At 38.4% G+C, this 25,555-nt stretch carries 23 protein-coding genes; 21 read left to right on the plus strand and 2 right to left on the minus strand.

Annotation, left to right across the window (positions count from 1 at the left end; all coding sequences use genetic code 11):
• From PKC21_10665 to PKC21_10685, 5 genes are all read left to right on the plus strand, one after another.
• Positions 1-919, plus strand: a 919-nt coding sequence (locus PKC21_10665; protein HMR25798.1) for a hypothetical protein, incomplete at its 5' end; no start/stop codon positions are given.
• 134 nt (positions 920-1,053) lie between these two features.
• Positions 1,054-2,523, plus strand: coding sequence for an IMP dehydrogenase (gene guaB, locus PKC21_10670; protein ID HMR25799.1), 1,470 nt, complete (start codon positions 1,054-1,056; stop codon positions 2,521-2,523).
• Between the two features lie 16 nt (positions 2,524-2,539).
• Complete coding sequence (locus tag PKC21_10675) at positions 2,540-3,076, plus strand: hypothetical protein (protein HMR25800.1); 537 nt, start codon at positions 2,540-2,542, stop codon at positions 3,074-3,076.
• Positions 3,077-3,149: 73 nt separating this feature from the next.
• A complete protein-coding gene (gene guaA / locus PKC21_10680) occupies positions 3,150-4,679 on the plus strand; it encodes a glutamine-hydrolyzing GMP synthase (protein ID HMR25801.1) in 1,530 nt (509 codons plus the stop codon).
• A 345-nt stretch (positions 4,680-5,024) separates the two neighbouring features.
• Positions 5,025-5,390, plus strand: a complete 366-nt coding sequence (locus PKC21_10685) for a GFA family protein (protein HMR25802.1) — start codon at positions 5,025-5,027, stop codon at positions 5,388-5,390.
• Positions 5,391-5,463: 73 nt separating this feature from the next.
• Here the strand turns inward: PKC21_10685 and PKC21_10690 are convergent, their stop codons facing one another.
• Positions 5,464-6,033 carry a hypothetical protein gene (locus PKC21_10690; GenBank protein HMR25803.1) on the minus strand — a complete coding sequence of 190 codons (570 nt, stop codon included), beginning with the start codon at positions 6,031-6,033 and terminating at the stop codon, positions 5,464-5,466.
• 155 nt (positions 6,034-6,188) lie between these two features.
• Between PKC21_10690 and PKC21_10695 the strand changes: the two genes are divergently transcribed.
• From PKC21_10695 to dnaE, 3 genes are all read left to right on the plus strand, one after another.
• Positions 6,189-7,250 (plus strand): mechanosensitive ion channel, encoded by a 1,062-nt coding sequence (locus PKC21_10695; GenBank protein HMR25804.1) that lies wholly within the window; start codon positions 6,189-6,191, stop codon positions 7,248-7,250.
• 117 nt (positions 7,251-7,367) lie between these two features.
• Positions 7,368-7,742 carry a DUF2237 domain-containing protein gene (locus PKC21_10700; GenBank protein HMR25805.1) on the plus strand — a complete coding sequence of 125 codons (375 nt, stop codon included), beginning with the start codon at positions 7,368-7,370 and terminating at the stop codon, positions 7,740-7,742.
• Positions 7,743-7,941: 199 nt separating this feature from the next.
• Complete coding sequence (gene dnaE / locus PKC21_10705) at positions 7,942-11,490, plus strand: DNA polymerase III subunit alpha (GenBank protein HMR25806.1); 3,549 nt, start codon at positions 7,942-7,944, stop codon at positions 11,488-11,490.
• Positions 11,491-11,525: 35 nt separating this feature from the next.
• Here dnaE and rpsT read toward each other — a convergent pair whose 3' ends face one another.
• Entirely contained in the window at positions 11,526-11,789 is a 264-nt protein-coding gene (rpsT, locus tag PKC21_10710) for a 30S ribosomal protein S20 (protein ID HMR25807.1), read from the minus strand.
• A 298-nt stretch (positions 11,790-12,087) separates the two neighbouring features.
• Between rpsT and PKC21_10715 the strand changes: the two genes are divergently transcribed.
• The 13 genes from PKC21_10715 to rpiB all read left to right on the plus strand — a co-directional run bounded on the left by PKC21_10715 (position 12,088) and on the right by rpiB (position 25,540).
• Positions 12,088-14,004, plus strand: a complete 1,917-nt coding sequence (locus tag PKC21_10715) for a hypothetical protein (protein HMR25808.1) — start codon at positions 12,088-12,090, stop codon at positions 14,002-14,004.
• A gap of 111 nt (positions 14,005-14,115) precedes the next feature.
• Positions 14,116-14,889, plus strand: coding sequence for an OmpA family protein (locus tag PKC21_10720; protein HMR25809.1), 774 nt, complete (start codon positions 14,116-14,118; stop codon positions 14,887-14,889).
• Between the two features lie 19 nt (positions 14,890-14,908).
• Entirely contained in the window at positions 14,909-15,457 is a 549-nt protein-coding gene (locus tag PKC21_10725; GenBank protein HMR25810.1) for a hypothetical protein, read from the plus strand.
• 181 nt (positions 15,458-15,638) lie between these two features.
• Positions 15,639-17,351 carry a 30S ribosomal protein S1 gene (locus PKC21_10730; GenBank protein ID HMR25811.1) on the plus strand — a complete coding sequence of 571 codons (1,713 nt, stop codon included), beginning with the start codon at positions 15,639-15,641 and terminating at the stop codon, positions 17,349-17,351.
• Positions 17,352-17,727: 376 nt separating this feature from the next.
• Complete coding sequence (gene sppA, locus PKC21_10735) at positions 17,728-18,600, plus strand: signal peptide peptidase SppA (GenBank protein ID HMR25812.1); 873 nt, start codon at positions 17,728-17,730, stop codon at positions 18,598-18,600.
• A 331-nt stretch (positions 18,601-18,931) separates the two neighbouring features.
• Entirely contained in the window at positions 18,932-20,230 is a 1,299-nt protein-coding gene (locus PKC21_10740) for a hypothetical protein (GenBank protein ID HMR25813.1), read from the plus strand.
• A gap of 20 nt (positions 20,231-20,250) precedes the next feature.
• Complete coding sequence (locus PKC21_10745; protein HMR25814.1) at positions 20,251-21,483, plus strand: hypothetical protein; 1,233 nt, start codon at positions 20,251-20,253, stop codon at positions 21,481-21,483.
• Positions 21,484-21,601: 118 nt separating this feature from the next.
• Positions 21,602-22,177 carry a DUF177 domain-containing protein gene (locus tag PKC21_10750; protein ID HMR25815.1) on the plus strand — a complete coding sequence of 192 codons (576 nt, stop codon included), beginning with the start codon at positions 21,602-21,604 and terminating at the stop codon, positions 22,175-22,177.
• Between the two features lie 153 nt (positions 22,178-22,330).
• A complete protein-coding gene (gene rpmF, locus PKC21_10755) occupies positions 22,331-22,516 on the plus strand; it encodes a 50S ribosomal protein L32 (GenBank protein HMR25816.1) in 186 nt (61 codons plus the stop codon).
• Between the two features lie 38 nt (positions 22,517-22,554).
• Positions 22,555-23,298 (plus strand): 3-oxoacyl-[acyl-carrier-protein] reductase, encoded by a 744-nt coding sequence (fabG, locus tag PKC21_10760; protein HMR25817.1) that lies wholly within the window; start codon positions 22,555-22,557, stop codon positions 23,296-23,298.
• Between the two features lie 162 nt (positions 23,299-23,460).
• Positions 23,461-23,706, plus strand: a complete 246-nt coding sequence (acpP, locus tag PKC21_10765) for an acyl carrier protein (protein ID HMR25818.1) — start codon at positions 23,461-23,463, stop codon at positions 23,704-23,706.
• A gap of 122 nt (positions 23,707-23,828) precedes the next feature.
• A complete protein-coding gene (gene fabF, locus PKC21_10770) occupies positions 23,829-25,067 on the plus strand; it encodes a beta-ketoacyl-ACP synthase II (protein ID HMR25819.1) in 1,239 nt (412 codons plus the stop codon).
• Between the two features lie 5 nt (positions 25,068-25,072).
• A complete protein-coding gene (gene rpiB, locus PKC21_10775; protein ID HMR25820.1) occupies positions 25,073-25,540 on the plus strand; it encodes a ribose 5-phosphate isomerase B in 468 nt (155 codons plus the stop codon).
• The last annotated feature ends 15 nt before the right edge of the window (positions 25,541-25,555 follow it).

Consider the following 25,555-nt stretch of genomic DNA (forward strand, 5'->3'; position numbering starts at 1 on the left):
TTGTTCTGGAGGAACTCCAACGCCAACGCCAACACCAACACCAACACCAACACCAACACCAACACCAACACCAACACCTACGCCAACAGCAACAACACCTACGCCAACAGCAACAACGCCTACGCCAACGCCAAGCCCAACACCTACACCTACGCCCACACCAACAGCAACAACGCCTACGCCAACGCCAAGCCCTACACCTACGCCAAGTCCAACACCAACGCCAACCCCTACAACAGGCTGTGGAAGGATTTGCCGAATTATATCACCAGAACCATTTAAAGAGCCGCGCTGTGAAACATTTGATACATGTTCAAGTACAGTGATGGCAGGTCCTTTGCATTGTCCTGATACAGTCGGTTGTCCGGGCTATACTCCACCAACGCCTACGCCAACGCCAAGTCCAACACCAACACCAACACCTACGCCAACCATAACGCCGTCGCCAAGTCCAACGCCAACGCCAAGTCCAACGCCGTGTACAAACTCAACCTATACCTATAATCCTTTTTATGAGTGTGATGACCTTGGTTGTCCAGTGGATATTGTTTTCCAGCGTACGCGTTGTCAAGGAGGCAGTTTGGTCACAGTTACTACAACAATGAGTTGTTCAGATCAGATTAACTTTAGTTTTTCAGTGGCCAACGGAACAACACCGGTGGTTTATTGTGATGGGTCACCTCCACCACCAACAGCAACGCCCACACCAACAGCAACAACGCCTACGCCTACGCCATCACCTACATCTACAGGTGGCAGTGGATGTAGCGGGGCCTATTGTGTTTTTGAAGGTACCAACGGTAGCTTGTGTACGTTGCGAGCATGTACCGACGGTGATCTTGTAGGCTATACATCATGTTCACAAAGTGTTTGTGATGTGTATGGTACATCGACATGTGCGCCAGCATGCGGATATTAACCACACACAAAATAATTGTATGCCCAAGAACTGTATAAGTATTTATAAAATATCTATTGCTCAATAAAAATAAATCAGTGATTGCTAAAAAACATTAACTTAAGTATAAAGACTTGCCAAAAGAGGTGTACTTTATGGCAAATTCTTCTACTGAGATTCAAACCGCATTATCCTTTGATGATGTTCTTTTGCTGCCGCAAGAAAGCGCAGTTTTACCCAGAAATGTTGAGCTGAAAACTCAATTAACCAAAACAATTAAGCTCAATACCCCTATCATATCGGCTGCGATGGATACAGTCACTGAAGCGCAATTGGCCATAAGGATGGCGCAAGAAGGTGCTTTGGGTGTGGTGCATAGAAACATGACCATTGAGCGACAAGCGGCAGAAGTAAAAAAAGTTAAAAAATCTGAAAGCGGGATGGTGAAAGACCCCATTACCATGCAGCCCAATGAAACTGTACAAAAAGCCTTGAATATTATGTTAGAGCATAAAATCAGTGGCATTCCAGTCACTGTAGGTAAAGAACTTAAAGGTATAGTTACCAACAGGGATTTGCAATTTGAAAGCAATATGCAGTTGACAGTCAGTGAAGTGATGACCAAAAAACTGGTGACAGCTCAAGAAGGTGTTAGTTTAGAGGAAGCCAAAGCCTTGTTGCATCAGCATAGAATTGAAAAATTATTGGTGGTGGATAAAAAACAAGAACTCAAAGGTTTGATTACCATTAGAGATATTAAAAAAGCCAGTGAGTTTCCACATGCCTCAAAAGATAAAGAAGCAAGGTTGCTCTGTGGAGCAGCTGTTGGTACGGGTGAAGATACCTTAGATAGAGTCACAGCTCTACTAGAAGCGGGTGTGGATGTTGTGGTTGTAGATACTGCTCATGGACATTCCAGTGGAGTATTGCAAAAAATAAATGAAATAAGAAAAAAATTTAATCACATTCAAATTATTGCCGGAAATATTGCAACAGAACAAGCAGCTTTGGCTTTGATTGATGCGGGTGTAGATGCAGTTAAAGTAGGAATTGGACCGGGCTCTATTTGTACTACAAGAATTATTGCAGGTATTGGGGTGCCACAGTTGACGGCAATTATGAATGTTGCAAAGGCGGCTAAGAAAAAAAATATTCCTGTGATAGCAGATGGTGGGATTAAATATTCTGGGGATATTGTCAAAGCTTTAGCAGCAGGGGCATCAAGCGTGATGATTGGCTCACTTTTAGCTGGAACCAAGGAAGCACCGGGCGAACAAGTTTTATATCAAGGGAGAACATTTAAGACTTATAGAGGTATGGGCTCATTGGGAGCTATGAAGGGTGGATCTGCGGATCGGTATTTTCAAGATCAGATGACTGCCGAGTACAAGTTGGTACCAGAAGGCATTGAAGGCAGAGTACCATATAAAGGGTCATTGAGTAATGTAATTCACCAATTAACTGGAGGTTTAAGAGCCGGTATGGGTTATGTAGGAGCTAAAGACATTCCTAACTTACATAAAAGAGCAAAGTTTGTCCGAATCACCCAATCAGGTCTAAGAGAAAGCCACGTCCATGACGTAAGCATAACCAAGGAGACACCAAATTATCAGACAATGAGTTAAGAGAGTAAGGTAAGAGATGAAAAAAAATATAGACTTGGTTTTGGGTTTGATCTTAATGTTAACGGCCTGTGGGGGATCAACAAAAGAGAATATTACTCTCAACCAAGAACAACAACAAACAATTTTAGAGTTTTTAGTAGATGTCACACAGGAAGATATTATTGACGCTGCTATTTTTGCAGCGGTAGATACATCCGTGAATAGTTTTTTTGCAAACTTGTCTTGCACAATGGGTGATATGGATGTGCAAGGCCAAGCACAGTTGAACATTATGTCAGGTAATGTGCAATGGATAGCTCAAAACCTTGGGCAAAGCAGCTGTTCCTTTTTAAGCGATACACTTAAAATTACCTCGGCCCAATTGGACTGGTCAGGACAAAATAGCATTTTAGGTTTGGGTGCAACAAGCCTATATGGCGAATTACAAATTGCTTTAGAAGACTTAGAGCCGCAATTGTGCGAAGTTTCCTTGCAAATCAATGCAATTGTTAATCAAGTGGCAGTAGAAGGTTTGTTGTGCAAGGTGCCCGTACAAGCAGTGTTTAATACATGATTGATTTTTACTGTAAGGTAGACAAAAGAAGGTTTGAAGTGAACAAAATAAAACAAAGCTGGAGAAAACAATAATGATTTTAGTCTTAGATTATGGATCGCAATACACACAGTTGATTGCAAGAAGGGTGCGTGAAATGCAAGTGTTTTCAAAGGTGGTTGCTTTTGACGATAATTTAGAAACTTATAAAGATCAGGTTAAAGGCATTATTCTTTCAGGGGGTCCAGCATCTGTTTATGACCATCTTTCGCCGTATTTGCCCAAAGAAATACTGCAATGGGATGTTCCTATTTTAGGGATATGTTATGGGGCGCAACTTCTTAGCCAAGAATTTGGCGGTAAAGTTGAGGCATGCACACATAGAGAGTTTGGTTCTTCACAAGTTAAAATAGAAAAAGCAACAAGCATATTTGCAGGGATTGACAGCAATAAGACATATGAAATGTGGATGAGTCATGGTGATCAGATAGAGAGTATTCCCAAAGCTTGGCAGGTTACAGCCACAACACGGACCTGTCCTTATGCTGGCTTTGAATCAGATGATACAAACATATTTGGCGTTCAGTTTCATCCAGAAGTTGTACATTCAAGCATTGGAAAGCAGGTGTTGAATAATTTTGTTGTTGAGATCTGTAAAGCTAAAAAAGATTGGACCATGGAACATTTTATTGAAACGCAAAGTGAAATCATAAAAAAACAGGTGGGTGATGCGCATGTTATTTGCGCACTTTCTGGAGGAGTGGACTCTTCCGTTGTGGCTATCCTTTTACATAAAATTTTAGGGCAACAGTTAACCTGTATTTTTGTTGATCATGGTTTATTGCGTAAAAATGAACGTGAACAAGTAGAGCGTGATGTTAAAGATGCATTTTCTTTGAACATGATTACGGTTGATGCCAAAGATTTATTCATGTCCAAGCTAAAAGGTGTCAGTGATCCTGAGAAAAAACGTAAAATTATTGGTAATACCTTTATTGAAGTTTTTGATGAAGAAGCAAAAAAAATAAAAGATGTTCAGTTTTTAGCGCAGGGAACACTGTATCCAGATGTTATTGAAAGTGTGTCACATCGTGGCCCATCCGTGACCATTAAAAGTCATCATAATGTAGGGGGCTTACCAGAAAAAATGAACTTAAAGTTGATTGAACCCGTAAGAGAATTGTTTAAAGATGAAGTGCGTTTGTTGGGTCAAGAATTAGGCTTACCCAAAAATTTTATTGAACGACACCCTTTTCCTGGACCAGGCTTAGCCATAAGAGTGTTGGGAGAGCTTGAAGAAAATAAAATTAAAACGTTGCAAGAAGCAGACGCTATTTTTATTGAAGAATTAAAAAGTCAAAATTTATACCAAGAAACTTGGCAGGCTTTTGCAACTTTATTGCCGGTTAAAACTGTGGGTGTCATGGGTGATCAACGGACCTATGAAAATGTTTGTGCATTGCGAGCAGTCACCAGTGTTGATGGAATGACGGCCAAATGGGCTCATTTACCGCATGATTTTTTAGCGCATGTGTCCAATAGAATCATCAATGAAGTGAAAGGCATAAATAGAGTGGTGTATGATATCAGCAGTAAGCCACCGGCCACCATCGAATGGGAATAAAAAATTTTGCCTGTGCTTTTGCGGGAATGGCGATTTTTCCAAATACCTTCGTTGCCAGTCGTTCAAAATCCTCGACGTAGGTGGACTACGCCTCCGGTTTTTCTCTCCTTTGCGCCTCGGTCTTCGAAAAACTTACCATTCCTTTTATAAACTAAATAAGAAAAATCGATCTGTACAAAACTTTCCATTTCTTGAAGGCTTTATAATTATGGGTGCCTTGAGAAAAATAAATTTCGTACAGCGAGTTTGGGCAGCTTTGCTGCCCCACTGTTTGAGCTGGTAGAAAATATTTTTCTCAAGTACACTTTACTTAGGTGTTTTCAATAGTTATAAATGCGTTAGTTTATGAAAAAATATAAAATGACCTGTCACTGTGCTGGAGTTGAGATAGAGGTTCAGTTAAACAAGGGATTAGAAAAAATTAGACGATGCAATTGCTCTATTTGTTCTCGCAAAGGTGCAGTTGTTGCATCAGTGCCTTTGCAGTACTTAAAGGTTGTTAAAGGTCAAGATCTCTTACAGTTGTACACATTTAATACGCACACAGCTAAGCACTATTTTTGCAAAGTCTGTGGTATTTACACGCATCATCAAAGACGTTCTGATCCAACAGAATATGGAATTAACATTGCTTGTATTGACGGCGTGAATATTGAAAATTATAAAAGTGTACCTTATAGTGATGGGATCAACCATCCAAAGGATGTATAAAAACACTGAGACATGAGGTTTAATCCATGTCTCAGTGATCTTGAATGAATTAGTTAAATCATTCAAATACACACTAGTATTTGATGGTAATGCTAGCACGTTGGCTTTCATCTTCCATGTTGTAACAGGTTGCAGTTCTGTTTTTCCCCATGCTTGGTTTAGGAGCTCTAAACAGATAACCTTTTTTGTCACCAGAATCATAACGAACGCCAAGCACTTCACTACTCACACCAGTATAGTTCAACCAGTCATCCTCGCCGCCAATGTAAACTTGAGGGTTTGGATCAATATCTTTGTGCCCAACAAAGCCAGTTAAAGCCGGATCAAAAGAACAATTAAGTTTATAGACCTCTTCTACGCCTGAAAGTTCAAGAACATGAAACTTGCCTTCCTGCATTGTCACAATTCCGCCGGCAGGCAGCGTTACATAGTCACCGACTTTTGTAATTTCTTGCCAATAGGTTTCATCCAGTTCTGACTCAGAAAGCTCCTCATGACTAAAATCAGGATGGACATGCTCTAATGCTTGATTGAGTGCAATTTTTTCTTTTAAAGCATAAAGCTTAAAAGTTATTTTATTTTGTTGAGCATACAAATTGGTGCTCATCAAAATCAGTGTTAGTAATAATAAATTTTTCATCATAATCTCCTTAATGGTTAATTTTTAAAAATAATTAACACTCAGAGATGAATATTAAATGAACAGATGACTTCTAAGATGCATTAAAATATTTTAAGACAATGCAATGATAGATAAAATTAATGGTCATAGGGTAGAGATTGTTGTAGGTTGTGAGTATGCTAGATTCATTGATTCAATATTTATTGGCTTGGCTTCCTTTTGTGCTTTTGATTTTTATTTGGTTTGCTCTGTTCAGAGCGGTACAAAAAACTGATCTATTAAATAAAGTTTTTCCAAATGCAAGTAGCAGTTTAATAAAGCCAATTTTACTAGTTTGTGTCTTTGTGATTGTTGTTATCTCAGTGTTGATGACTTTGCCTATTAATATTGCTTCAAGAGGACAGTTACTTAACTTGTTTGGGGTGGTTACCGCTGCCGCTATTGCTTTGTCTTCAACAACTTTTTTAGGCAATATTATGGCGGGGATGATGCTAAGGTCTATCAGAGCTTTTAAGCCTGGAGACTTTATTCAAGCTGGAGAACATTTTGGACGAGTATCAGAATGGGGTTTGTTGCATACAGAAATTCAAACAGAACAACGCTCACTGACTACCTTGCCCAATTTGTATTTGGTGAGTAATCCAGTAAATGTTGTTCGTGGTTCAGGCACCATTGTTTCAGCAGAAGTATCTTTAGGTTATGATAACAGTCATAAAAGAATAAAAGAAGCTTTGGAAAAAGCTGTATTAGACGCGGGCTTAGAAAAACCTTTTGTACTGTTAGAAAAACTGGGTGATTTTTCCGTGAGTTACAAGGCGGCTGGTTTTTTAACTGAGGTCAAGTCCTTGATTTCAGCTCGATCCAATTTAAGAGAAAGTATGTTGGTTTCTTTGCATGCCCATGACATTGAAATTGTGTCACCAACTTTTATGAATCAAAGAGTCTTTGAACCAAAGACAAGGTTTATGTATGTTCCTAAACAAGAAAAAGAAATGGAGCATGCGCAGAGTGGGCCTGAGAATATTATTTTTGACAAAGCTGACGAATTAGAATCAATTGAAAGTATCAAAGAAAAGAAAAAAGAATACCAAAATAAAATCAATGAAATTAAACAATTGATTGGTAAAAAAGAGCCCTCGCCAGAACAAAGTCAAACTTTAGATAGTTTAAAACATAAATTGGAACGTTTTGATAAATTAATAGAAAAAAAAGAACAACGTATTGAAGAAGAACGTTAAGGGTTGGGGTATGAAAAAAGTATTTGTTGATCTTAGTGAAGTACAGAAAAAGAGTGAAGAAGGGTGTTGTAAAGCAAAAATACCGTGCAGGTTGTTTTTGTGTTAAATAAAGTGATTATGCAAGAGAATCATAAAAATATTTATGGAGATGATTTAATTCCCTGCTGTTTTTCTCCTAAAACAGGATTTTATCGCGATGGATACTGTAAGGTTGGAGAGGGAGATCATGGGGTGCATGCTGTTTGTGTTGAATTAACAGATGCCTTTTTACAGTTTTCTTTAAGCAGAGGAAATGATTTGATGACACCCAGACCAGAGATGGATTTTCCTGGTTTAAAAGCAGGAGATAAATGGTGTTTGTGTGCATCCAGATGGCAAGAAGCCTTTGCAGTAGGGGCAGCTCCCAAAGTCTTTTTGGCCAGCACCCATGAGAAAGCTCTAGAAATTTGTGATTTAGAAGATTTAAAAAGCTGTGCTGTCGATCTTATGTAACCCAAGCTCTGTCACTCTAAATTGGATAAATTTTACAGGTACTTTTTAGCTTAATTTGTATCCCAAAAGTTTAATTTGAAAAAATCTTTTTTAAAAAGGAGCAGCAAAGCTTTATAAACATCGCTTTTTTGAAAATAAGATTTTTGCACAAAGAAAAGCTTGATCAAAATTGGGCTTTTTCATACATGATAGTATCCTTATGCAGTTTGTTCATTTACATAATCATTCGCAATATTCTTTGCTAGAAAGTTCGCTTAGAATCGAAGATCTTATTGTATGGTCCAAACAGCAAGGCTATCAGGCGGTAGCATTAACAGATAAAGGCAATTTGCATGGAGCTTTGCAGTTGTATCAAAAAGCAAAAAAGCAAGATCTAAAGCCTATTGTAGGTCTTGAGCTCGATTTAAGCTTAGATCAACAAAACAGTAATTTTTGTCCGTTGTTGTTTTGGGCAAAAAATAATGAAGGGCTACGCAATCTTTTTTATCTCTCTAGTTATGCTCAGTTTACACATGATGATAATGAACACGTATATACTGATTTGCAGTATTTACAAAACCATAGTCAAGGTTTGATTTGTGCTTTGGCTCCGCAAAAACCTTTTGCTTCGCAAATGCTTGGCGGTCAATTACAGATTTTAGAAACAAGCATAGATAGGTTAAAGAAATATTTTGCACCTGGGGATTTGTATTTGGCCATTGCAAAACAACATCCAGAGGATGCCCAAGAACTCATTGATTTTGCCAAACAGCATGAGTTAGCTGTGCTGGCCAGCAATAATGTGCATTATTTACAAGAAGCAGATGCTCACGCCCAGGATGTTTTGATGTGTATTGGCTCTGCACGTAGGGTTCAGGACAGGGATAGAATTAAGTTTGATAGTACGGAGTATTATTTAAAAAGCACAGAACAAATGCAAAGTTTGTTTAGTGATTGCCCACAAGCCTTGGAGAATACAGTTAAAATTGCACAAGCATGTGATGTCAGTATTAATTTGGAAGATTATTGCATGCCAGAGTATGATCTGCCGCAAGGGAGGTCTCCTTTTGAAGAATTGGCGCGTTTATCGTATGAGGGTTTAGAAAAACGCTGGCCACAAATTGAAAGCTTTTATCAAAAAAATGATCCCACAGTTGCAATAGAGGGAATGAAGCAGCAATACAAAGACAGGTTGGCCATTGAACTTAAGGTGATTGAAGGAACAGGCTTTGCTGGTTATTTTTTGATTGTGCAAGATTTTATCAATTATGCAAAAAGCAATGATATTCCAGTGGGTCCAGGGCGGGGTTCTGCTGCGGGGTCTTTGGTGGCCTTTTGTACACGGATAACAGACGTTGACCCTATTCCATATAATTTATTGTTCGAGAGGTTTTTAAATGCAGAGCGGATATCCATGCCGGATATTGATGTTGATTTCTGCCAAGAGGGAAGAGATAGAGTCATTCAATATGTGGCTAAAAAATACGATGGTAGTTTGGATGCCAAACAAAAAACTTTGGATACCATTAAAGTTGCTCAAATTGGTACCTTTGGAAAGTTACAAGCTAGGGCAGTGATAAGAGATGTAGGTCGGGCTTTGGGAATGCCTTATGGCGAGGTAGATAAAATTGCTAAATTGGTGCCCAATGTGTTGAACATCACTTTAAAGGAAGCCTTTGAGCAAGAAACTCAGTTTGAAGAGTTGCGGCAAGAAGATCCAAGAATCAATGAACTGTTGGATGTAGCATTATCGTTAGAAGGCTTGACTAGGCATGTGTCCGTGCATGCTGCCGGTGTAGTGGTTTCTGATGAGCAACCCTTGGTGCATCATGTCCCTTTATCCATTGGGCAACATGGAGAAGCTGTGACACAGTGGGACATGAAAGCTGTAGAAAATGTTGGCTTGGTTAAGTTTGACTTCTTAGGCTTAAAAACTCTAACTTTGCTGCATAAGACCTGTGAATTGATTAAGGCATCGCATGGCATAGAGATCGATTTATTAACCCTTAATATGCACGATGAAAAAGTGTTTGAAATTTTAGCCAAAGGTTCAACGCAAGGGATATTTCAGCTGGAATCTTCCGGTATGCGTGAGTTGGTCATGCGCTTAAAACCCAACAGTTTTGAAGACATTGTTGCTTTGGTCGCCTTGTATAGACCAGGGCCTCTTGGTTCGGGGATGGTGGATGACTTTATCAATCGTAAGCATGGTCGGATAGAAATCAAATATGACTTGCCTGAATTAGAGCCAATACTAAAAGAAACCTACGGGGTGATTTTGTATCAAGAGCAAGTGATGCAGATCGCGTCAAGTTTGGCCAGTTACTCATTGGGTGAAGCGGATTTGTTACGTCGGGCCATGGGTAAAAAAATTGCTGCTGAGATGGCCAAGCAAGAACAAAGATTTTTAACTGGGGCAGCCAGTAATCAATTTCCAGCAGATAAATCAAAAAAGATTTTTGACTTGATGGAAAAGTTTGCCGGTTATGGTTTTAACAAGTCACACTCAGCAGCCTATGCTTTAATTTCATATCAGACGGCTTATTTAAAAGCGCATTATCCCAAAGAGTTTATGGCAGCATGTTTAACCATTGACCGATCCAATACAGATAAAGTGGTTCGTTTTGTCAATGACTGCAAAAAACAAGAGATTAAGGTATGTCCACCTAATATTAACCAAAGTGAGGTTGATTTTAATGTAGTGGATGGCAAACTTCTTTATGGTTTGGCAGCAGTTAAAAATGTTGGGGTGACGGCCATAGAGTCTGTGGTGAAAGAAAGACAAAAAAATGGCCCATTTAAAGATTTATTTGATTTTGCTTCGCGGATAGACACTAAGTCTGTAAACAGAAAAACCCTAGAGGCTTTGGTTAAATGTGGTGCCTTGGATGCGCTTCATCCACATAGGGCGCAAAATATGGCCAGTATTGAGCAGATTTTGGCGATTGCTGGCAAAAATCAACGTGATCAAAGTCAAGGTCAAACCGGTTTGTTTGCTATGAATGAAACAGGAATGTCAGTTGATTTGATCAACCCAAAAATTGAAGCGTGGCCTGAAAAAGATCAGCTAGAATTTGAAAAGCAAATGTTAGGTTTTTATGTTTCAGGACATCCATTGGCTAGCCATGCGCCGGCTTTAAAATATTTTGCTTCGTGTGATATTTTAGGCTTAAGCGAACAAAGCAATAAATCAATAGTCAGAGTTGGTGGTATGGTTTCAAGTTTAAAAGAAATTACCACCAAAAAAGGTGATCGCATGGCTTTTGTAGGTTTAGAAGATTTGTCAGGTAGTACTGAATTGGTGGTTTTTAAAGATGTTTATGAAGAGTCTAGAGAATTATTAAAGTCTGATAAACCCATTATTGTCAGTGGAACTTTGGAGCATGGTGACGATTTAAGTTGTAAAATTATTGCAGATAAATTTGCTTATCTTGAAACACCAGCAGAAGTTTTTTCTGGTAAAATCAGGCTAAAATTGGAATGGAAATATTTAGAGAAAGATAAGGTTGCGCAATTAAGAGAAATTTTGCTTGCCAATCCGGGAGATATCCCTTGTGATCTTTATTTAGGTAAAAAAAATGAATGGTTATTAAAGATGAATTTAAGTCAAACAATTAAGGTTAAGCTAACTTGGTCCATGCTTAAGGATATGTTGGCTGTTTTTAACCAGGGTTTAAGTCTTAAGTTAAAGTCCGATAAAAATAATAAAACTGATTCGGAAAATAAATTTGCACCACAGTGGAAGCGTAAAAATAAAAAAGGCGTTTAAAAAACGCCTTTTAAAAAACGATAACCACGTAAAAATTAAGCTATTTTATTAACTGCACGGCTTAAACCAGACATTTTACGAGCAGCAGTATTTTTGTGCAAAATACCTTTGCTTTGAGCCTTACTGATTTCATGGTTGGCTTGCTTTAAAGCGTCTTGAGCACCTTTTTTGTCTTTGCTTTCACACAAAGCCAATACTTGCTTGGTGACAAATTTAACTCTACTTTTCCACCAACGATTTAAAGTGGTACGTTTTGAATCTTTTCTAATTTTTTTTAGTGCTGATGCATGTGATGCCATAATCCCGACCTTAAATATAATTTAAATTTGTTTGTCAAGAACTTTTATTCATTGCGAGCAAGCTTTTTTCAATTGATTGATTGAGTTAAACATTGCCCAGCGTTGATTTAGCCGTAAAACAGCTTAAAGATAAAAAAGTACAGAAACTGCTGTATTTTTGCGCATGTTTTTTGCTATAATAGAGGGTAGCCCGGGTTTTTAAATTGTTTGCTAGTGCGTGAAGTGTTCATCTCCTTATTTTATGTTTTATCCCTGCGCATCAGCAAGCTGAGTTTCAGTGAGGTCAGCCTTAAATACTATGTTTAAACTAAAACGCCATCAACAAGGTAGTGCATTACTTGCCGCTGTTATCCTTCTAGGGATTGCCGGTTTGATTATGGCAGGGAGTGCCTCAGTCATTCAGCCAATGCAAAGGTACTTTGGACAGCGTAACAAAGGTACGGATATGCGCAGCTTATCTGAAGAAGGTTTGCAGTTGGCAATTAGGGATTTATTGGAACGAGCCAAACAAAATGATTGGACAACATTAAGAATTAATGGGCAATCAACAGATTTACAAACTTTAGCAAATGTTGGCTTGGTTGTGGCATTAGAGAGCCCAATCAGGAATAAGGTCTTGCCTAGATTTTCAAGGCAAAAACAAGACGGTTCCTCAATGGAAATTTATTATATACCTAGTATTGAAAATGCTGACCCTAAAGGTGAAACAGATGATTATGATTCATTGTATCCTAAGCTATTTAATGTTGTAGTTGAAAGCAAAAAAGCTGGTTCAGCTCAAATTGAAAGCATGGAAGCCATGGTGGCAGTAAAGCTGATGACACCCGGAGATTATGCTTTAAGTTTTGTTGAAAACTATTACGGAGGATCTTTGTACACAGCAGATGATTATGCATTGAATCCAGTTCCTTACAGCTTTATTCCTATTGTGGCAGAAGGAGACGTTCATTTAGGGAAAATACATAAAGACAATTTTTATTTTGATGCTTCTTTTTATCATCCGAGTCATGATGTTCCTGCCAACGAGTATGTTTTTAATGGGAAAACAACCATCAATTCAACCACGGGTGATTTAACAAGCAACACGTTTAATCGTTCAAGCAATGCCAGTTTTACAATGAATGATTTTGAAGATGAATTTGATTTGCAATACATGGACGATAGCACAAGTGAAATTGATGAATGGAAAGGGCAATTGTTTGATACAGCCGACTACAGCTTTGTAAGTACGCATGTTTGCTTTAAATTTGTTGATAACGTACTAGAGCGCTGGGACTGTGTTACTGGTAATATGCGTCCGGATCAGCGCTATTCAGGAGAATTTCAAGGAGGGGCACCCACAAGTACATATCAAATTCCCGCTGCGGGTTTAAATATTTATGTTAAAGGACAAGTGCACGTCAAAGGTAAGCTTAATGGAAAAGTTGCCATCTTTGCCGATGATTATGCTTGGATAGAGGGGGATATTCAGTATGCAGATCAATCTACCCAATCGGATGATCTATTTAGCTTATTTTCATTGGCTGGAGTTCGTATTCCAAGCACCATTCCCAACCACCTTGTCCGTTATTTTGATGTTGCCAGTGGATCAACTTTAACCAATTCAACCAATGTCACGGTCAGCAATGATAGAGATACAGATAACGCACGGTATTATAATCCCAACGGTGCTGGAGGCGGTACAAATGCCTACGGTAGTTTAGATTTGGATGGCTGTTTTATGAGCTTTGGCGATTTGGAAATAATGCCATTTTCTTTTGGAAGAGATAAAATCCTTGGTAATAACTATACCATTTGGGATCAGTACAATTCCTCAGCGTCTGATTACTATTATTACTATGATTCAGGTGCCGGTGCTTGGGTGCATCAAGCCAATCCAGCGGTATGTGCTGTTAATAATACCAATCCTAACTCCTGTCCGGATGGACAAGAGTTGCAGCATAATTATTCTGACGCTATTTGGGTCTATGGTTGCATGAGTTTTGAAAAGCCCAGTCCATTCATGCACAGAGATGGCTTAGGCTTTCAACGGATGGTTCTCAAGAGTGATGACCGATTTAAAAGCTATATTCCTTATGGTATGCCCAGCTTAAAATATCCAAAAGTTGACTTGGTATGGTCTAGAAGACTGAATAAAGAAAGTGATATTTTACAAGCCGCAAGAGATGAGGTTGATGCAGCTGGGAGTGGTGGTCAGCCTGGAGAAAGTCGCTAGGTTGGGTGGGCTGTAACTGGTTGATTGTATAAACTGAAAACAAAAATCATTATAAATTAAAGCACTTAATCTTTAAAATTGACTTGACGCTGTAAGATATATTGTATATGCATGCCAGCAATTATGGCGACAATAAGCAAGCAGCAAAACAATATAAACGCCCTTGGCGCTTGTGAAGTTTCCTTGCTTAGCCAAGAAGGGCAGCGTAGGATTAGACCTTTTTTTATAGCTGCCAGTGTTGGCTTTGCCTTGCTGTATTTCTTTAGTCTACAATACAACAAGTTTTACATTGAGCAAGACTTAAAGTCACGTTCTCAAGCCAGCTTGAGCAATGAAGATATCGAGGTTACTTTTTTTGGCCGGGATGCAGTTGTCACCGGTACGGTCACATCGGCAATAGAAGCAACACAAACAATTAACAAAATAGCGCAAGTATGGGGCGTTCGTAAGGTTAATAGCCAGCTTTATACTTTGCAGACAGATGCTCAGGAATTTAAGCAAGGTAGTTTAGCCAGACAGTTGTTGGAAACGGGGCAAGTTACTTTGAGCGATTTGGAATTTTCTTCAGACAATGAAAGTCTCAAGGCTCCAGCAAAAAGAAAGCTGGATGATTTATTAAGAGCCCTTGTTGTTCTTCCTGGGGCAGTTTTTAAAATATCTGCACATACGGATTCAATTGGCGAGGCAGCCCATAACTTTAAACTGAGTTTAAAAAGGGCAGAAGCAATCAAAGCATATTTTATCCAACACAATGTAGAAGAACAACAGCTAGTTACCCATGCTTATGGAGAAAATCAGCCTATTGCAGATAATCGAACAGCTGAGGGTAGAAGAAGAAATAGAAGAATAGATATTACGCAACTTAAACCAAGCATGTTGAAATAATGAGGGGAAGACAAGAGAAATGGTATATTTAGCACTTCAGGTTTTATTTTGGATGATTGCCGCATTTATTTTGGGTTTGGTCAGCGGTTGGTGGATGAAAAAAGTTTTATGGATTACACCCAATACAAAAGGACAACAGTTAAATTACGGACGTGATGAGCAGTTGGCGGATATGCAAGACCGTTTACGTAAAAAGCAACAAAAAATTGAAAACTTAGAAGCCCAATTGAGCAAACTTGCTTCTTTAAATGTAAAAACAGAGCCTTCTAGTAAAGGCATTAAAAAAAGCAGTTTAAGTACAATAAAAACCAAGGGTTTGGTTAATAAAACACTTTCAAGCAAACAAACAAAAGATGACTTAAAAAAAATATATGGTATAGGCAGAGTCATTGAAAGCCAGCTGAATAAGTTGGGTATTACAAGATTTGAACATGTGGCCAAATTATCAGGTGCTCAGTTTAAAAAAGTATCCGGTGAGTTGGATGCTTTTAAAGATCGTTTTGAGCGTGATAATTGGGTGGCAAGTGCAAAGCAATGTCATTACGAAAAGTATGGCAAAGATATCTAAAACAATATATGGAGGGTTTAGATATTTAAACATAGGGCAATCTGGATAGGCCAGAATGCTTAACATTAACCTTTAACAATTCATTCTTTAAACAATCGCACAGCAATGGATGATTTTAAGTAAGGCAAGAACTTTAGGGTTGGCTTTTTTAATTAAGGAATGAAAGGAAATATTTAATTCAATGGAAAATACAAAAACAACAAACAATGAAAGCTTTGAAGAACTCTTTTTAGCATCCGTCAGTGATGATAAAGAAATTAAAGCTGGTGAAATTATTTCAGGTGAAGTCATTAAGATTGGCCGTGATGTGGTCTTGGTTGATATTGACTATAAGTCTGAAGGTCGTGTCGATATTTCTGAGTTTGTCGATATCGAAGGCAACTTGACCGTAAAAGTCGGGGATAAAGTAGACGTCTTCTTGGAAACTGCAGAAGACGAAGATGGTTTAGTCATTGTTTCTAAAGAAAAAGCAGATAAACTTAAAATTTGGGATGAGATTGCTGAAGCTTGTGAGCGTGGTGATATTATTGAAGGTCGCGTTTTAGATCGTGTCAAAGGTGGTTTATCCGTAGACATTGGCGTAAAAGCCTTCTTGCCAGGTTCGCAAATTGATTTAACCCCAGTACGTGACTTGGGTCACATGGTGGGCAATATTTATCAATTTAAGATCATTAAATTTAATAAAATCAGAGGTAATATTGTTTTAAGTCGCCGTTCTATTCTTGAGCAAGAAAGAAAAGTACAGCGTCAACAAATCATTGGTAAAATTGAAGAGGGCGCTATTGTAAAGGGCATTATTAAAAACGTAACCGATTATGGTGCCTTTGTTGATCTTGGCGGTTTAGATGGTTTGTTGCACATCACAGACCTGTCTTGGAAACGCGTTAATCACCCCAATGAGATTTTAAAATTGGGTGAAGAGATTGATGTTAAAGTCCTTAAATTTGATCGAGCTAAAGAGCGCGTATCTTTAGGTCTTAAACAAATGAGCGATGATCCATGGGTCAATGCTGAAATGAAGTATGCAAAAAATGCCACAGTAAAAGGAAAAGTGGTGAACTTGACTGAGTATGGTGCATTTATTGAAATGGAAGAAGGCATTGAAGGCTTGATCCACGTTTCAGAAATGTCATGGACAAAACGTGTAAAACACCCATCTGCTTTATTAAAATTAGGAGAAGAGGTGGAAGCAGTTGTTTTAGAGCTTGACCCAGAAAACAGAAGAATGTCTTTGGGGCTTAAACAAACTCAACCAAACCCATGGGATGCTTTGGTAGAAAAATACCAACCAGGTTCTAAAATTTCTGGTGAAGTGCGCAACATTACAGACTTTGGTGTGTTTGTAGAAGTGGAAGATGGCATTGATGGTTTGGTTCACGTGTCAGATATTTCATGGTCTAATAAAGTCAAAAACCCCAATGATGTGTATAAAAAAGGCGATAAAATTGAGGCAGTTGTGTTAAACGTTGATCCAAGTGCAGAACGTTTTGCTTTAGGTATCAAACAATTAACCGATGATCCTTGGAATAAAGCAGAAAGCAAATACACTGCCGGTACAGAGACCGAAGGTAAAATCGTAAAAATTACAGATTTTGGTTTATTCTTAGAAGTGGAAGATGACTTAGAAGGTTTGATTCACGTTTCAGAAATTCCATTAAATGATGAAGAAAAAGTAAGCGATAAATATACTGTTGGCGACTCTGTAAAAGCAGTTGTGATTTCAATGGACCCTCAAGAAAGAAAATTAAGTTTGTCTATTAAAGCCTTTGAAAATGGCATGTCACAAGAAATTGCGCAAGAGGCTGCTAAAAAAGCCAAAGAGAAAGCTAAACCTACCCTTGGCGATATCATGGGTGATCAGTTTAAAGCTTTTGGTGGTGATAAAGCAGAATAATTAGAGTATTCAAAATACAATCAATGAAGGGCCATGTAGAAATACATGGCCTTTTTTTATTGAAATGAATTAAATAACATATGTGCATGGCGATTTAATTTTTAAAGCAATAAGAGCGTTTATTTAAGGGTGGGAAAAGCAAAAGGAGACATGCAACGTAGGAGCGTGTTCCGGTTTTCTATAGTTACCACTTTGTTTTCAATCACTATAATATAAATTATTTTTATGCACATTCGGCTGATCGGGCGTGCTCCCTCAAGGCCTTCATGTGACATAAAAAGTAATTCGTAACTCAGTGGATTTAAAAACGATGTAATTTTAAGTATGAATGTCTGAATAAGTTGACCTCTGGGGTAAAAGCGGCACAATAGGCGCTATGTCGAGCAGAAGAGGTTTTTCCAGATTTTTTGTTGTTCTTTTTCTTTTTGGTATTGTGATTGAGTTAGCCATGATTATCTCAATTCTCAAAGGAGATATTAATCCTGATGGTAATATTGCTGTTGTTGAGTTAAATGGCGCTATAGAGAGTTCTTTGGATACGATAAAGGCCTTAAAAAAATATGAAGAAAAAAAAGAAGTAAAAGCCATTGTTTTACGGGTCAATTCACCTGGTGGCGTGGTTGGATCATCTCAAGAAATTCATGATGAAATTAAACGTATCAATAAAATAAAAAAAGTGGTTGTGTCTATGGGCGATGTTGCGGCTTCAGGGGGCTATTATGTTGCGGCTCCAGCAGAAAAAATCATTGCCAATCCGGGAACCATTACCGGCTCTATTGGCGTGATTGCCAACTATTTTATTTTTGGTGATGCCTTAAGAAAACTCAATATACGTTGGGAATTGATTAAAGCTGGAGAAAATAAAGACCTTGGTTCACCCTTACGCAATTTAAGACCAGAAGAAAGAAAAATCATGCAAGACATGATGGATGATATGCATGATCAGTTTATCGAGGCTATTGCACAAGGAAGAAAGCTTGATAAGGCAACAGTTACATCTTTAGCGGATGGTAGAGTGTATTCAGGAAGGCAAGCCAAAGATGTACAGTTGGTTGATGGTTTGGGTGGTTTGGAATACGCTATTAAGGTTGCGGCCAAGCTGGCCGATGTTAAAGAAGAAGATATTGAAACCATTTATCCACCCAAAGAAGACGATAGTTTTTTTGCCAAAGTTTTTGGTAAAAGTCTTATCTCCAAGTTTTTGGCTCAAGATAGTCAAGCCAACGTTGAGTATCGTTACGTTCAGTGATGACTGACATATAGGTTTTTAGATAGAAAAACTCTATTTTTTATGCATAAAAAACTTATCAAAAATATTTATACACTAATCTAAAACAATTTATAGCGACATTCTTTTTGCGACAGAACTGCCGCAAAAGGACAGCCTTGTACCATTTTAACCTATGAAATTCAGCTAGTTATATAGCTTTAGTGCTGGCACAGCAATTGCTTTTTAATAGGGGGAACATATGCAGTATAGCAAAAGCATAAAAAATGAAGCAGTGTGTAATTTTATGCTTGAAGATAATTGTGCAATGTGTTAGCTGCAGTGTATACATTACGTTAATGAGGTAGAAAAAATGGATAAAAAGTTGTTATCATTGAGTTTAGTTCTTAGTTTTTTTGCAGGTTCGTTGGCAGTTTATGCCCAACCTTCAGAAGAACTTCCAGTTATTACTGTGCAGGAAATGAGTGAAGAAGAAAAACGTTTGTTTCTACCCAGTGAGGAAGAAACAGAAACACAACAGTTGGTCGTTGACCAAGTGCAAACCATTCCTGTTACTGAAGATACTGTACTGGAACAAAATATGACGAATGCGCCTATAACAGTGGGTGGTGTGGTAGATGTTGCGCCTCCAGCTGCAGCCATTAAAGATGAGCCAGTGGAAGGAACCATCAAAGGTCTTAATTTTGGAGCAGGTCTGACGGTAACACCCATTGGTTTTGGTTACCTTAACGGGCATAAAAGAGAATATTTTCAGGTTTCACCCAATATTAATTTAAGTACCAAGTTGGCCACTGATTCTAAAAAATCATTGAACATGAACTTAAGCTATGAATTTGCATGGCAAGAATATCTAGATAAAGAAGATCCGGCTCAACGCGGTTTCACTAACATTGTAAACTTAGGCTTTGATGGAAAAATCAATGATCAATGGAGTTATAACTTTGGGATGTATGGTGAGTGGTTCTTGTTGTCTGGGGAAGACAGTGGTTCGGACAATTATTTGGTTTTATTATCTTCTCCAACAGCTAAAATGAAAATTGATGACAAGACCAGCTTGTCTTTGACCTACTACTTTGATTACTACCAAATCTTAAACGCTGATGTGTCCCTGATTGATTCTATTGGCGGTGGTATTGATACGGATGATTTTGGTGGTGGACTGTTTTCTGATTCAGTGTTTGGCGCCAATACCGATGATTTAGGTGGTTTTGGTTTATCTAACCCTACAGCAGACTTTGCTTGGATAGAAAACAAACTTGGCTTTACCGCTGATTGGAAACCAAAAGATGGAACTTCTTTGCGCTTAAATTATCGTTATGCCTTTAGCGTTTATTCAAATAATCCTAATGCGGAATGGAAAGGTCATTTATTAAGACCTAAAGTCACGCAAGACATGCCTTGGTGGGACGGTGGAACATTCTCTTATGAATTGCGTTTCCGTCAAAGAACTTATGACCATGCTTTAGAAGGTAGTAACTTTAAAGCCAACAGAAGAATACGACATATGATTGGCTTTTCACAAAAAATCAATGATTCATTATCTGCCAGCTTATTGTACAGGTTGGAAACCAATAGCAGCAATGCAGATAACTATGTCACAAGTGAAACAAAGGGCAACTTATTTAATATGAACCTAAGTTATACATTTTAATGATCAAAAGGGTGAAAGATATGAAGAAAATACAAATAAAATTTTTGGTTGGTGCATGCTTAACGGGCATGGTCTTAAGCAGCTGCACATTGGTGCAAACACCTGGAACAAGTGAGATGAAAAACTTAGCAAAAGCAAGTCCAGTTGTAATTCCTGGCAGTGAAGGTTTTGCTGAAAAGCTTTCAGCCGCGGGTACCTGTGATAGGGGTGTAGCTGAGATCAATGTCATGCATGATGTTGGCGGCTTGGCAAAACATGAGGGTGCAATTTTTGCTTCAGGAAAAGCGTATTTTACTTCAGAGCCTTGGGATTATGATGAAGTCAATCCATTTCATGCTCTAGGGTATGATAAAGGTGAAGCAACTTTTCCTAAAGGTGCCAATCCATCTATTCCATTTGCAGCCAAGGAAACAGTGGTTGTAGCCAAGTTTTTTACCGGTAAAAATGCCGCAAAAAATATGATCGCCGAAGGAAAACCCTTGGATCAAGCTAGAGCCTTGGGTTTGGAAGCAATTATTGATCAAGCTAAAAGACGAGAAGCCGTAAGCGAAGCAACTCCTGAAGAGGTAGATCCAGAGGAAGTTGACCCAGAAGAAGCTGACTCTGAAGCTGAGTTGGCTGAAAGCCCTGATACAGGAGAATCGTTGTTTTTAGATCAGTCATACTCCATTGATTTGGTTCGAGGTGAAGGGGAGCGTTTAAAAAATTACTATTTAGGTAACTTACCAGAGAAAGATAAGCAAGTGATTGGTTTTGGTCAACGCAGCAGTCAAGGTAAAGCAGTTGTCTATGGTGAGCCAACAGATGGTTTTGGCGTAGGTGATTTTACCCACTTTACTTTTGGTAAGGAAGGTTTTTATGGCTTGTACATGGTACCAGCAGACGTAGAAAGTAAAGAGGCAACATTGGCCAAAGTAATCAATGTTGAAGAAAATGATGTACTTCAGTTTAATATTGGTAAACGTGGAGAACTTCCGCCAGCAACACAAACGTCATACATTACCGTAACCTTAGAGCATGCCAATAAAACAGACAAATTAAATCCAGTGCGCTATCACGTGTTAGATGAGGGTCAAACTGCAGTTGCATTTCAGCTAGCAGGAGTAGCTCCAGGGGAATACAATATGATTGTGCAACGAGGTAACTTATACTCTTCACCTGCGCTTGATGGAGCGGGTGGAAACTACTGTGTCTATGCAACAGCCAATGCCAGCTCAAAAGTGGTGGTGGTTGCTAAACCAGAAGATGCATAGTCAATAAAATAACCAACAGAGGTTTATCAAAAGCCAGAACTTTATTGCAAGGTTCTGGCTTTTTTATTGGGCTGGTAAAGGCTTGACGAAGCAAGTGTTTAACGTTAGAGCGTAGAGCATGTTGGTTAAATTAAGAATGATTCCGCACAATAAACCGCTAAGTTTGAGCTTTGATATTGGCCCAGATGTTTTACAAGGTGAAAAAGATCAAAAAAGTAAGTTTGTGGCAGATGAGAGTTTTACTCATCCAGCACACTGTCAAGTTGAGTTAAAACAAAAACATCGAATGGATGATGTTGAATTGCAAGGTGAAGTATCATGTCAGATTGAGGCAGTGTGTTCTCGTTGTGGCCAAAGCTTTGAGTACAATTATCAAGAACATCTTTTTATCATTTGTGCGCGGAAGCAAGAAGTTTCCAGAAAAGCGGTTAATGTCTCTGGAGCGGTTAAAAATAAAACATCTAAACGAAGTAAGCACAAAGCTGAGCATGAAGATAGTTTTGAACAGGCCCAAGAAGGTCTGGTATTTTTTGCTAATGAAGAAATTGATCTGACCCATATTATTAGGGAACAGATTTTATTAAACCTCCCTATGCGCTATGTTTGTTCAGAGCAATGCAGAGGCTTATGTAGTTTGTGTGGTGAAAAATTAGAAGCTGGACATGAATGCTCTAAAAGTAAAACAAGCAAATAAGGAGCATTTTAAGGCTTAAAGTTGTACACTAAATTCATAAAAATTAACTTGAAAAATAAAACAATTATGGGTATTTATGCGTTTTAAATCGTTTATGACGGTGAAGTCTTTTTAAAAAGACATGAATTTTAAAATTTTAAAGAGGTAAAAACCATGGCGGTACCTAAGAAAAAAACATCTAAATCTAAGCGCAACATGCGTCGTTCTCATCATGCGCTGACTGTTCCTAGCAACATTCATAATTGTCCACAATGCAATGAACCAGTTCAATTGCATCACGTATGTGGTGAGTGTGGCTTTTATAAAGGCAAAGAAGCTGTACAAATTGCTATAGACTAGGTTGATCAAAAAACACTTGGTTTTAATCCCTGGTATACATGACTGATTTACGAATTGTATTGGTTACCGGTGCCTCTAAAGGTATTGGTAGTGCTATTGCTAAAGCTTTTGCAGACGATAAGCATAAAGTTTTGGTTAACTATCGTAGCAATGAAAAACAAGCACAGGAAGTGGTTGATAGCATTGTTGCGTTAGGTGGTAGTGCGCAAGCAACTTGTTTTGATGTAGCAGATTCTACACAAGTTGAACAAACAATGGATAACATTGTTAAAGAGTTTGGTGGGATAGATGTTTTGGTCAATAATGCTGGGGTTTCTATAGATCAATTGATTTTACGTGCCAAACAAGAAGATTGGGATAAAATTATTCAAACCAATCTTACGGGGTCATTTTTATGCAGCAAGTTTGCGGCTAAATCTATGATGCGAAGAAAAAATAATGGCCGTATTGTTTTTATAAGCTCTGTTGTGGGTGAAATGGGTAACCCTGGACAAAGTATGTACGCAGCCTCAAAAGCCGGTATGTTAGGTTTAATGAAGTCTTTAGCCAAAGAGCTTGCGTCTAGAAATATCACTGTTAATGCAGTTGCTCCGGGTTATGTTAAAACAGAAATGACAATGGCATTAACGGATGAACAAAGAGAGAGATTTTTAAAGGATATTCCTATGAACCGTTGGGCTGAACCAGAAGAAATAGCGGCAGCTGTTAAATATTTGGCTTCTAAAGAAGCTGGGTATATAACGGGCCATACACTATCAATCAATGGAGGTTTGTACATTTAAAGCTGATTTTACATGGGCTTTGAATTCCATTTTTTTAATACACCCATTGAATAAAATCGTAAGCAAACGCGAAAGTTTTTTAAAAAATGTTTTGGGTTGTGATAGCTTAGCTAAGTAGCTGAGTAATCTAGCCCATTGAGAAAACCTTAAAAGGAGAACGAAATGACAAGAGAAGATATTCAAAGCAAAGTAAATGAAATTATTGTTGAGCAACTCAATGTTGATGCCGATGATATTGCCAATGAAAAATCATTCATTGATGACTTAGGTGCAGATTCATTGGATGTTGTAGAATTGGTTATGGCCATGGAAGAAGCTTTTGAAATGGAAATTCCTGATGAAGAGGCAGAAAACATTTTAAAAGTTGGCGATGTTGTTGATTACATCGAAAAAAACCAGGCTGCGTAAACTATTTTTATATTACGATAAGTCATTGTAAGTGGTGTTGTTATTTGAACAACACCATAGGTTTAATTGTTTAAGAATTTTAGTTGGTGCTAGTTAATATCCATGTGGCTTGGAGATAAGATATGAAAAAGAGAGTTGTTGTAACAGGGCTTGGTTTGGTGACACCTCTAGGCTTAAATGTTGAAGAAAATTTATCAGCCATTCAATCTGGAAAAAGTGGTATTGGAAAGATCACTCGCTTTGACTGTGAGGAATACACAACCAAAATTGCTGCAGAGGTTAAAGGCTATGATCCTAAGGAAAGTATTGATCCAAAAAGTATTAAACAAATGGATTTGTTTATTCAGTATGCCCTAACAGCGGCGTTAATGGCACACAAAGATTCGGGTTTAGAAATTAATGATGCCAATGCTCAACGTGTGGGTGTGATGGTAGGTGCTGGTTTGGGTGGAATAGGTACCATTGAAGAAACCCATGAAGTGATTTTAGAAAAAGGGCCAAGAAGAATATCACCCTTTTTTATACCAAAAATTATTGCCAATTTGGCACCAGGACAAATTTCTATTGCTTTAGGCGCTAAAGGACCTAATTCTTGCACCGTTACTGCCTGTACAACGGGTACACACAATATAGGAGACGCCGCTAAAATTATTGAACGAGGTGATGCAGATGTCATGATTGCTGGAGGTACAGAGTCTACAATATCTCCACTTGCCGTAGGTGGTTTTGGAGCGATGCGCGCTTTATCCAAACGTAACGATGAGCCCGAATTGGCCAGTCGTCCTTTTGATTTGGATAGAGATGGTTTTGTCATGGGTGAAGGTGCAGGCATTGTTGTCTTAGAAAGTTTAGAGCATGCACAAAAAAGAGGAGCAAAGATTTATGCTGAACTTGCTGGCTATGGCATGAGTGCAGACGCATATCATATGACAGCACCTTCTCCAAATGGTGAAGGTGCAATCCGTTGTATGCAGGCAGCGTTGACCGATGCTCAGATGAACATAGAAGATTTAAATTATATCAACGCGCATGGTACTTCAACTCAACTTAATGATGCTGGAGAAACTGCAGCCATAAAAACATTATTTAAAGATCATGCTAAACATCTTAAAGTTAGTTCTACAAAATCCATGACCGGGCATTTATTGGGTGCAGCCGGTGGAGTTGAAGCGGTTTACAGTGTGTTGAGTATTCACCATCAATTTGTGCCACCCACCATTAACTATACAACTCCAGACCCAGCCTGTGATTTAGATTATGTTCCCAATGAAGCTCAGCAATTTAAAGTTGACGCGGTGCTAAGTAATTCGTTTGGTTTTGGTGGAACCAATGGCTGTTTATTGTTTAAAAAATTGGCCTGATAGAGATGAAAGTAGAGAGCAAAAAAGTTTTTATTGGCGGTGATCACGCAGCACTAGAATTAAAAGCAGACTTAATTGATTATTTAAAACAAGATTTACACTACGCATCAGAGCAAATCATGGATATGGGTACAAACAGTGAAGCATCTGTTGATTATCCTGATTACGCACAGAAAGTTTGTCAAGCCGTTGTCAAAAGTCCAGAGCATGTTGGCGTGTTGATCTGTGGAACAGGGATTGGAATTAGTATTGCTGCCAATAAATACAAGGGTATTAGAGCGGCATTGGTCCAGTCCGAGTTTGAAGCGCAAATGAGCCGTCAGCATAATGATGCCAATGTTATTTGCTTTGGGGCAAGAATCATTGATCAAGAAACAGCTAAAAAACTTCTTAACATATTTCTAACAACAGACTTTGAAGGTGGCAGACACCAAAGAAGAGTGGATAAGATTCACAGTTTAAGTGGCTGTTAAAAATAGTGATGGAGG

The organism is Oligoflexia bacterium (assembly GCA_035326705.1).
Classification (GTDB): domain Bacteria; phylum Bdellovibrionota_G; class JALEGL01; order JALEGL01; family JALEGL01; genus JALEGL01.

Excerpts from the sequence above, each read along its gene's own strand:
- guaB (HMR25799.1), top strand. The coding sequence starts at position 1,054 with ATGGCAAATTCTTCTACTGAGATTCAAACCGCATTATCCTTTGATGAT.
- PKC21_10675 (HMR25800.1), top strand. The coding sequence starts at position 2,540 with ATGAAAAAAAATATAGACTTGGTTTTGGGTTTGATCTTAATGTTAACG.
- guaA (HMR25801.1), top strand. The coding sequence starts at position 3,150 with ATGATTTTAGTCTTAGATTATGGATCGCAATACACACAGTTGATTGCA.
- PKC21_10685 (HMR25802.1), top strand. The coding sequence starts at position 5,025 with ATGAAAAAATATAAAATGACCTGTCACTGTGCTGGAGTTGAGATAGAG.
- PKC21_10690 (HMR25803.1), bottom strand. The coding sequence starts at position 6,033 with ATGATGAAAAATTTATTATTACTAACACTGATTTTGATGAGCACCAAT.
- PKC21_10695 (HMR25804.1), top strand. The coding sequence starts at position 6,189 with ATGCTAGATTCATTGATTCAATATTTATTGGCTTGGCTTCCTTTTGTG.
- PKC21_10700 (HMR25805.1), top strand. The coding sequence starts at position 7,368 with ATGCAAGAGAATCATAAAAATATTTATGGAGATGATTTAATTCCCTGC.
- dnaE (HMR25806.1), top strand. The coding sequence starts at position 7,942 with ATGCAGTTTGTTCATTTACATAATCATTCGCAATATTCTTTGCTAGAA.
- rpsT (HMR25807.1), bottom strand. The coding sequence starts at position 11,789 with ATGGCATCACATGCATCAGCACTAAAAAAAATTAGAAAAGATTCAAAA.
- PKC21_10715 (HMR25808.1), top strand. The coding sequence starts at position 12,088 with ATGTTTAAACTAAAACGCCATCAACAAGGTAGTGCATTACTTGCCGCT.
- PKC21_10720 (HMR25809.1), top strand. The coding sequence starts at position 14,116 with ATGCCAGCAATTATGGCGACAATAAGCAAGCAGCAAAACAATATAAAC.
- PKC21_10725 (HMR25810.1), top strand. The coding sequence starts at position 14,909 with ATGGTATATTTAGCACTTCAGGTTTTATTTTGGATGATTGCCGCATTT.
- PKC21_10730 (HMR25811.1), top strand. The coding sequence starts at position 15,639 with ATGGAAAATACAAAAACAACAAACAATGAAAGCTTTGAAGAACTCTTT.
- sppA (HMR25812.1), top strand. The coding sequence starts at position 17,728 with ATGTCGAGCAGAAGAGGTTTTTCCAGATTTTTTGTTGTTCTTTTTCTT.
- PKC21_10740 (HMR25813.1), top strand. The coding sequence starts at position 18,932 with ATGGATAAAAAGTTGTTATCATTGAGTTTAGTTCTTAGTTTTTTTGCA.
- PKC21_10745 (HMR25814.1), top strand. The coding sequence starts at position 20,251 with ATGAAGAAAATACAAATAAAATTTTTGGTTGGTGCATGCTTAACGGGC.
- PKC21_10750 (HMR25815.1), top strand. The coding sequence starts at position 21,602 with ATGTTGGTTAAATTAAGAATGATTCCGCACAATAAACCGCTAAGTTTG.
- rpmF (HMR25816.1), top strand. The coding sequence starts at position 22,331 with ATGGCGGTACCTAAGAAAAAAACATCTAAATCTAAGCGCAACATGCGT.
- fabG (HMR25817.1), top strand. The coding sequence starts at position 22,555 with ATGACTGATTTACGAATTGTATTGGTTACCGGTGCCTCTAAAGGTATT.
- acpP (HMR25818.1), top strand. The coding sequence starts at position 23,461 with ATGACAAGAGAAGATATTCAAAGCAAAGTAAATGAAATTATTGTTGAG.
- fabF (HMR25819.1), top strand. The coding sequence starts at position 23,829 with ATGAAAAAGAGAGTTGTTGTAACAGGGCTTGGTTTGGTGACACCTCTA.
- rpiB (HMR25820.1), top strand. The coding sequence starts at position 25,073 with ATGAAAGTAGAGAGCAAAAAAGTTTTTATTGGCGGTGATCACGCAGCA.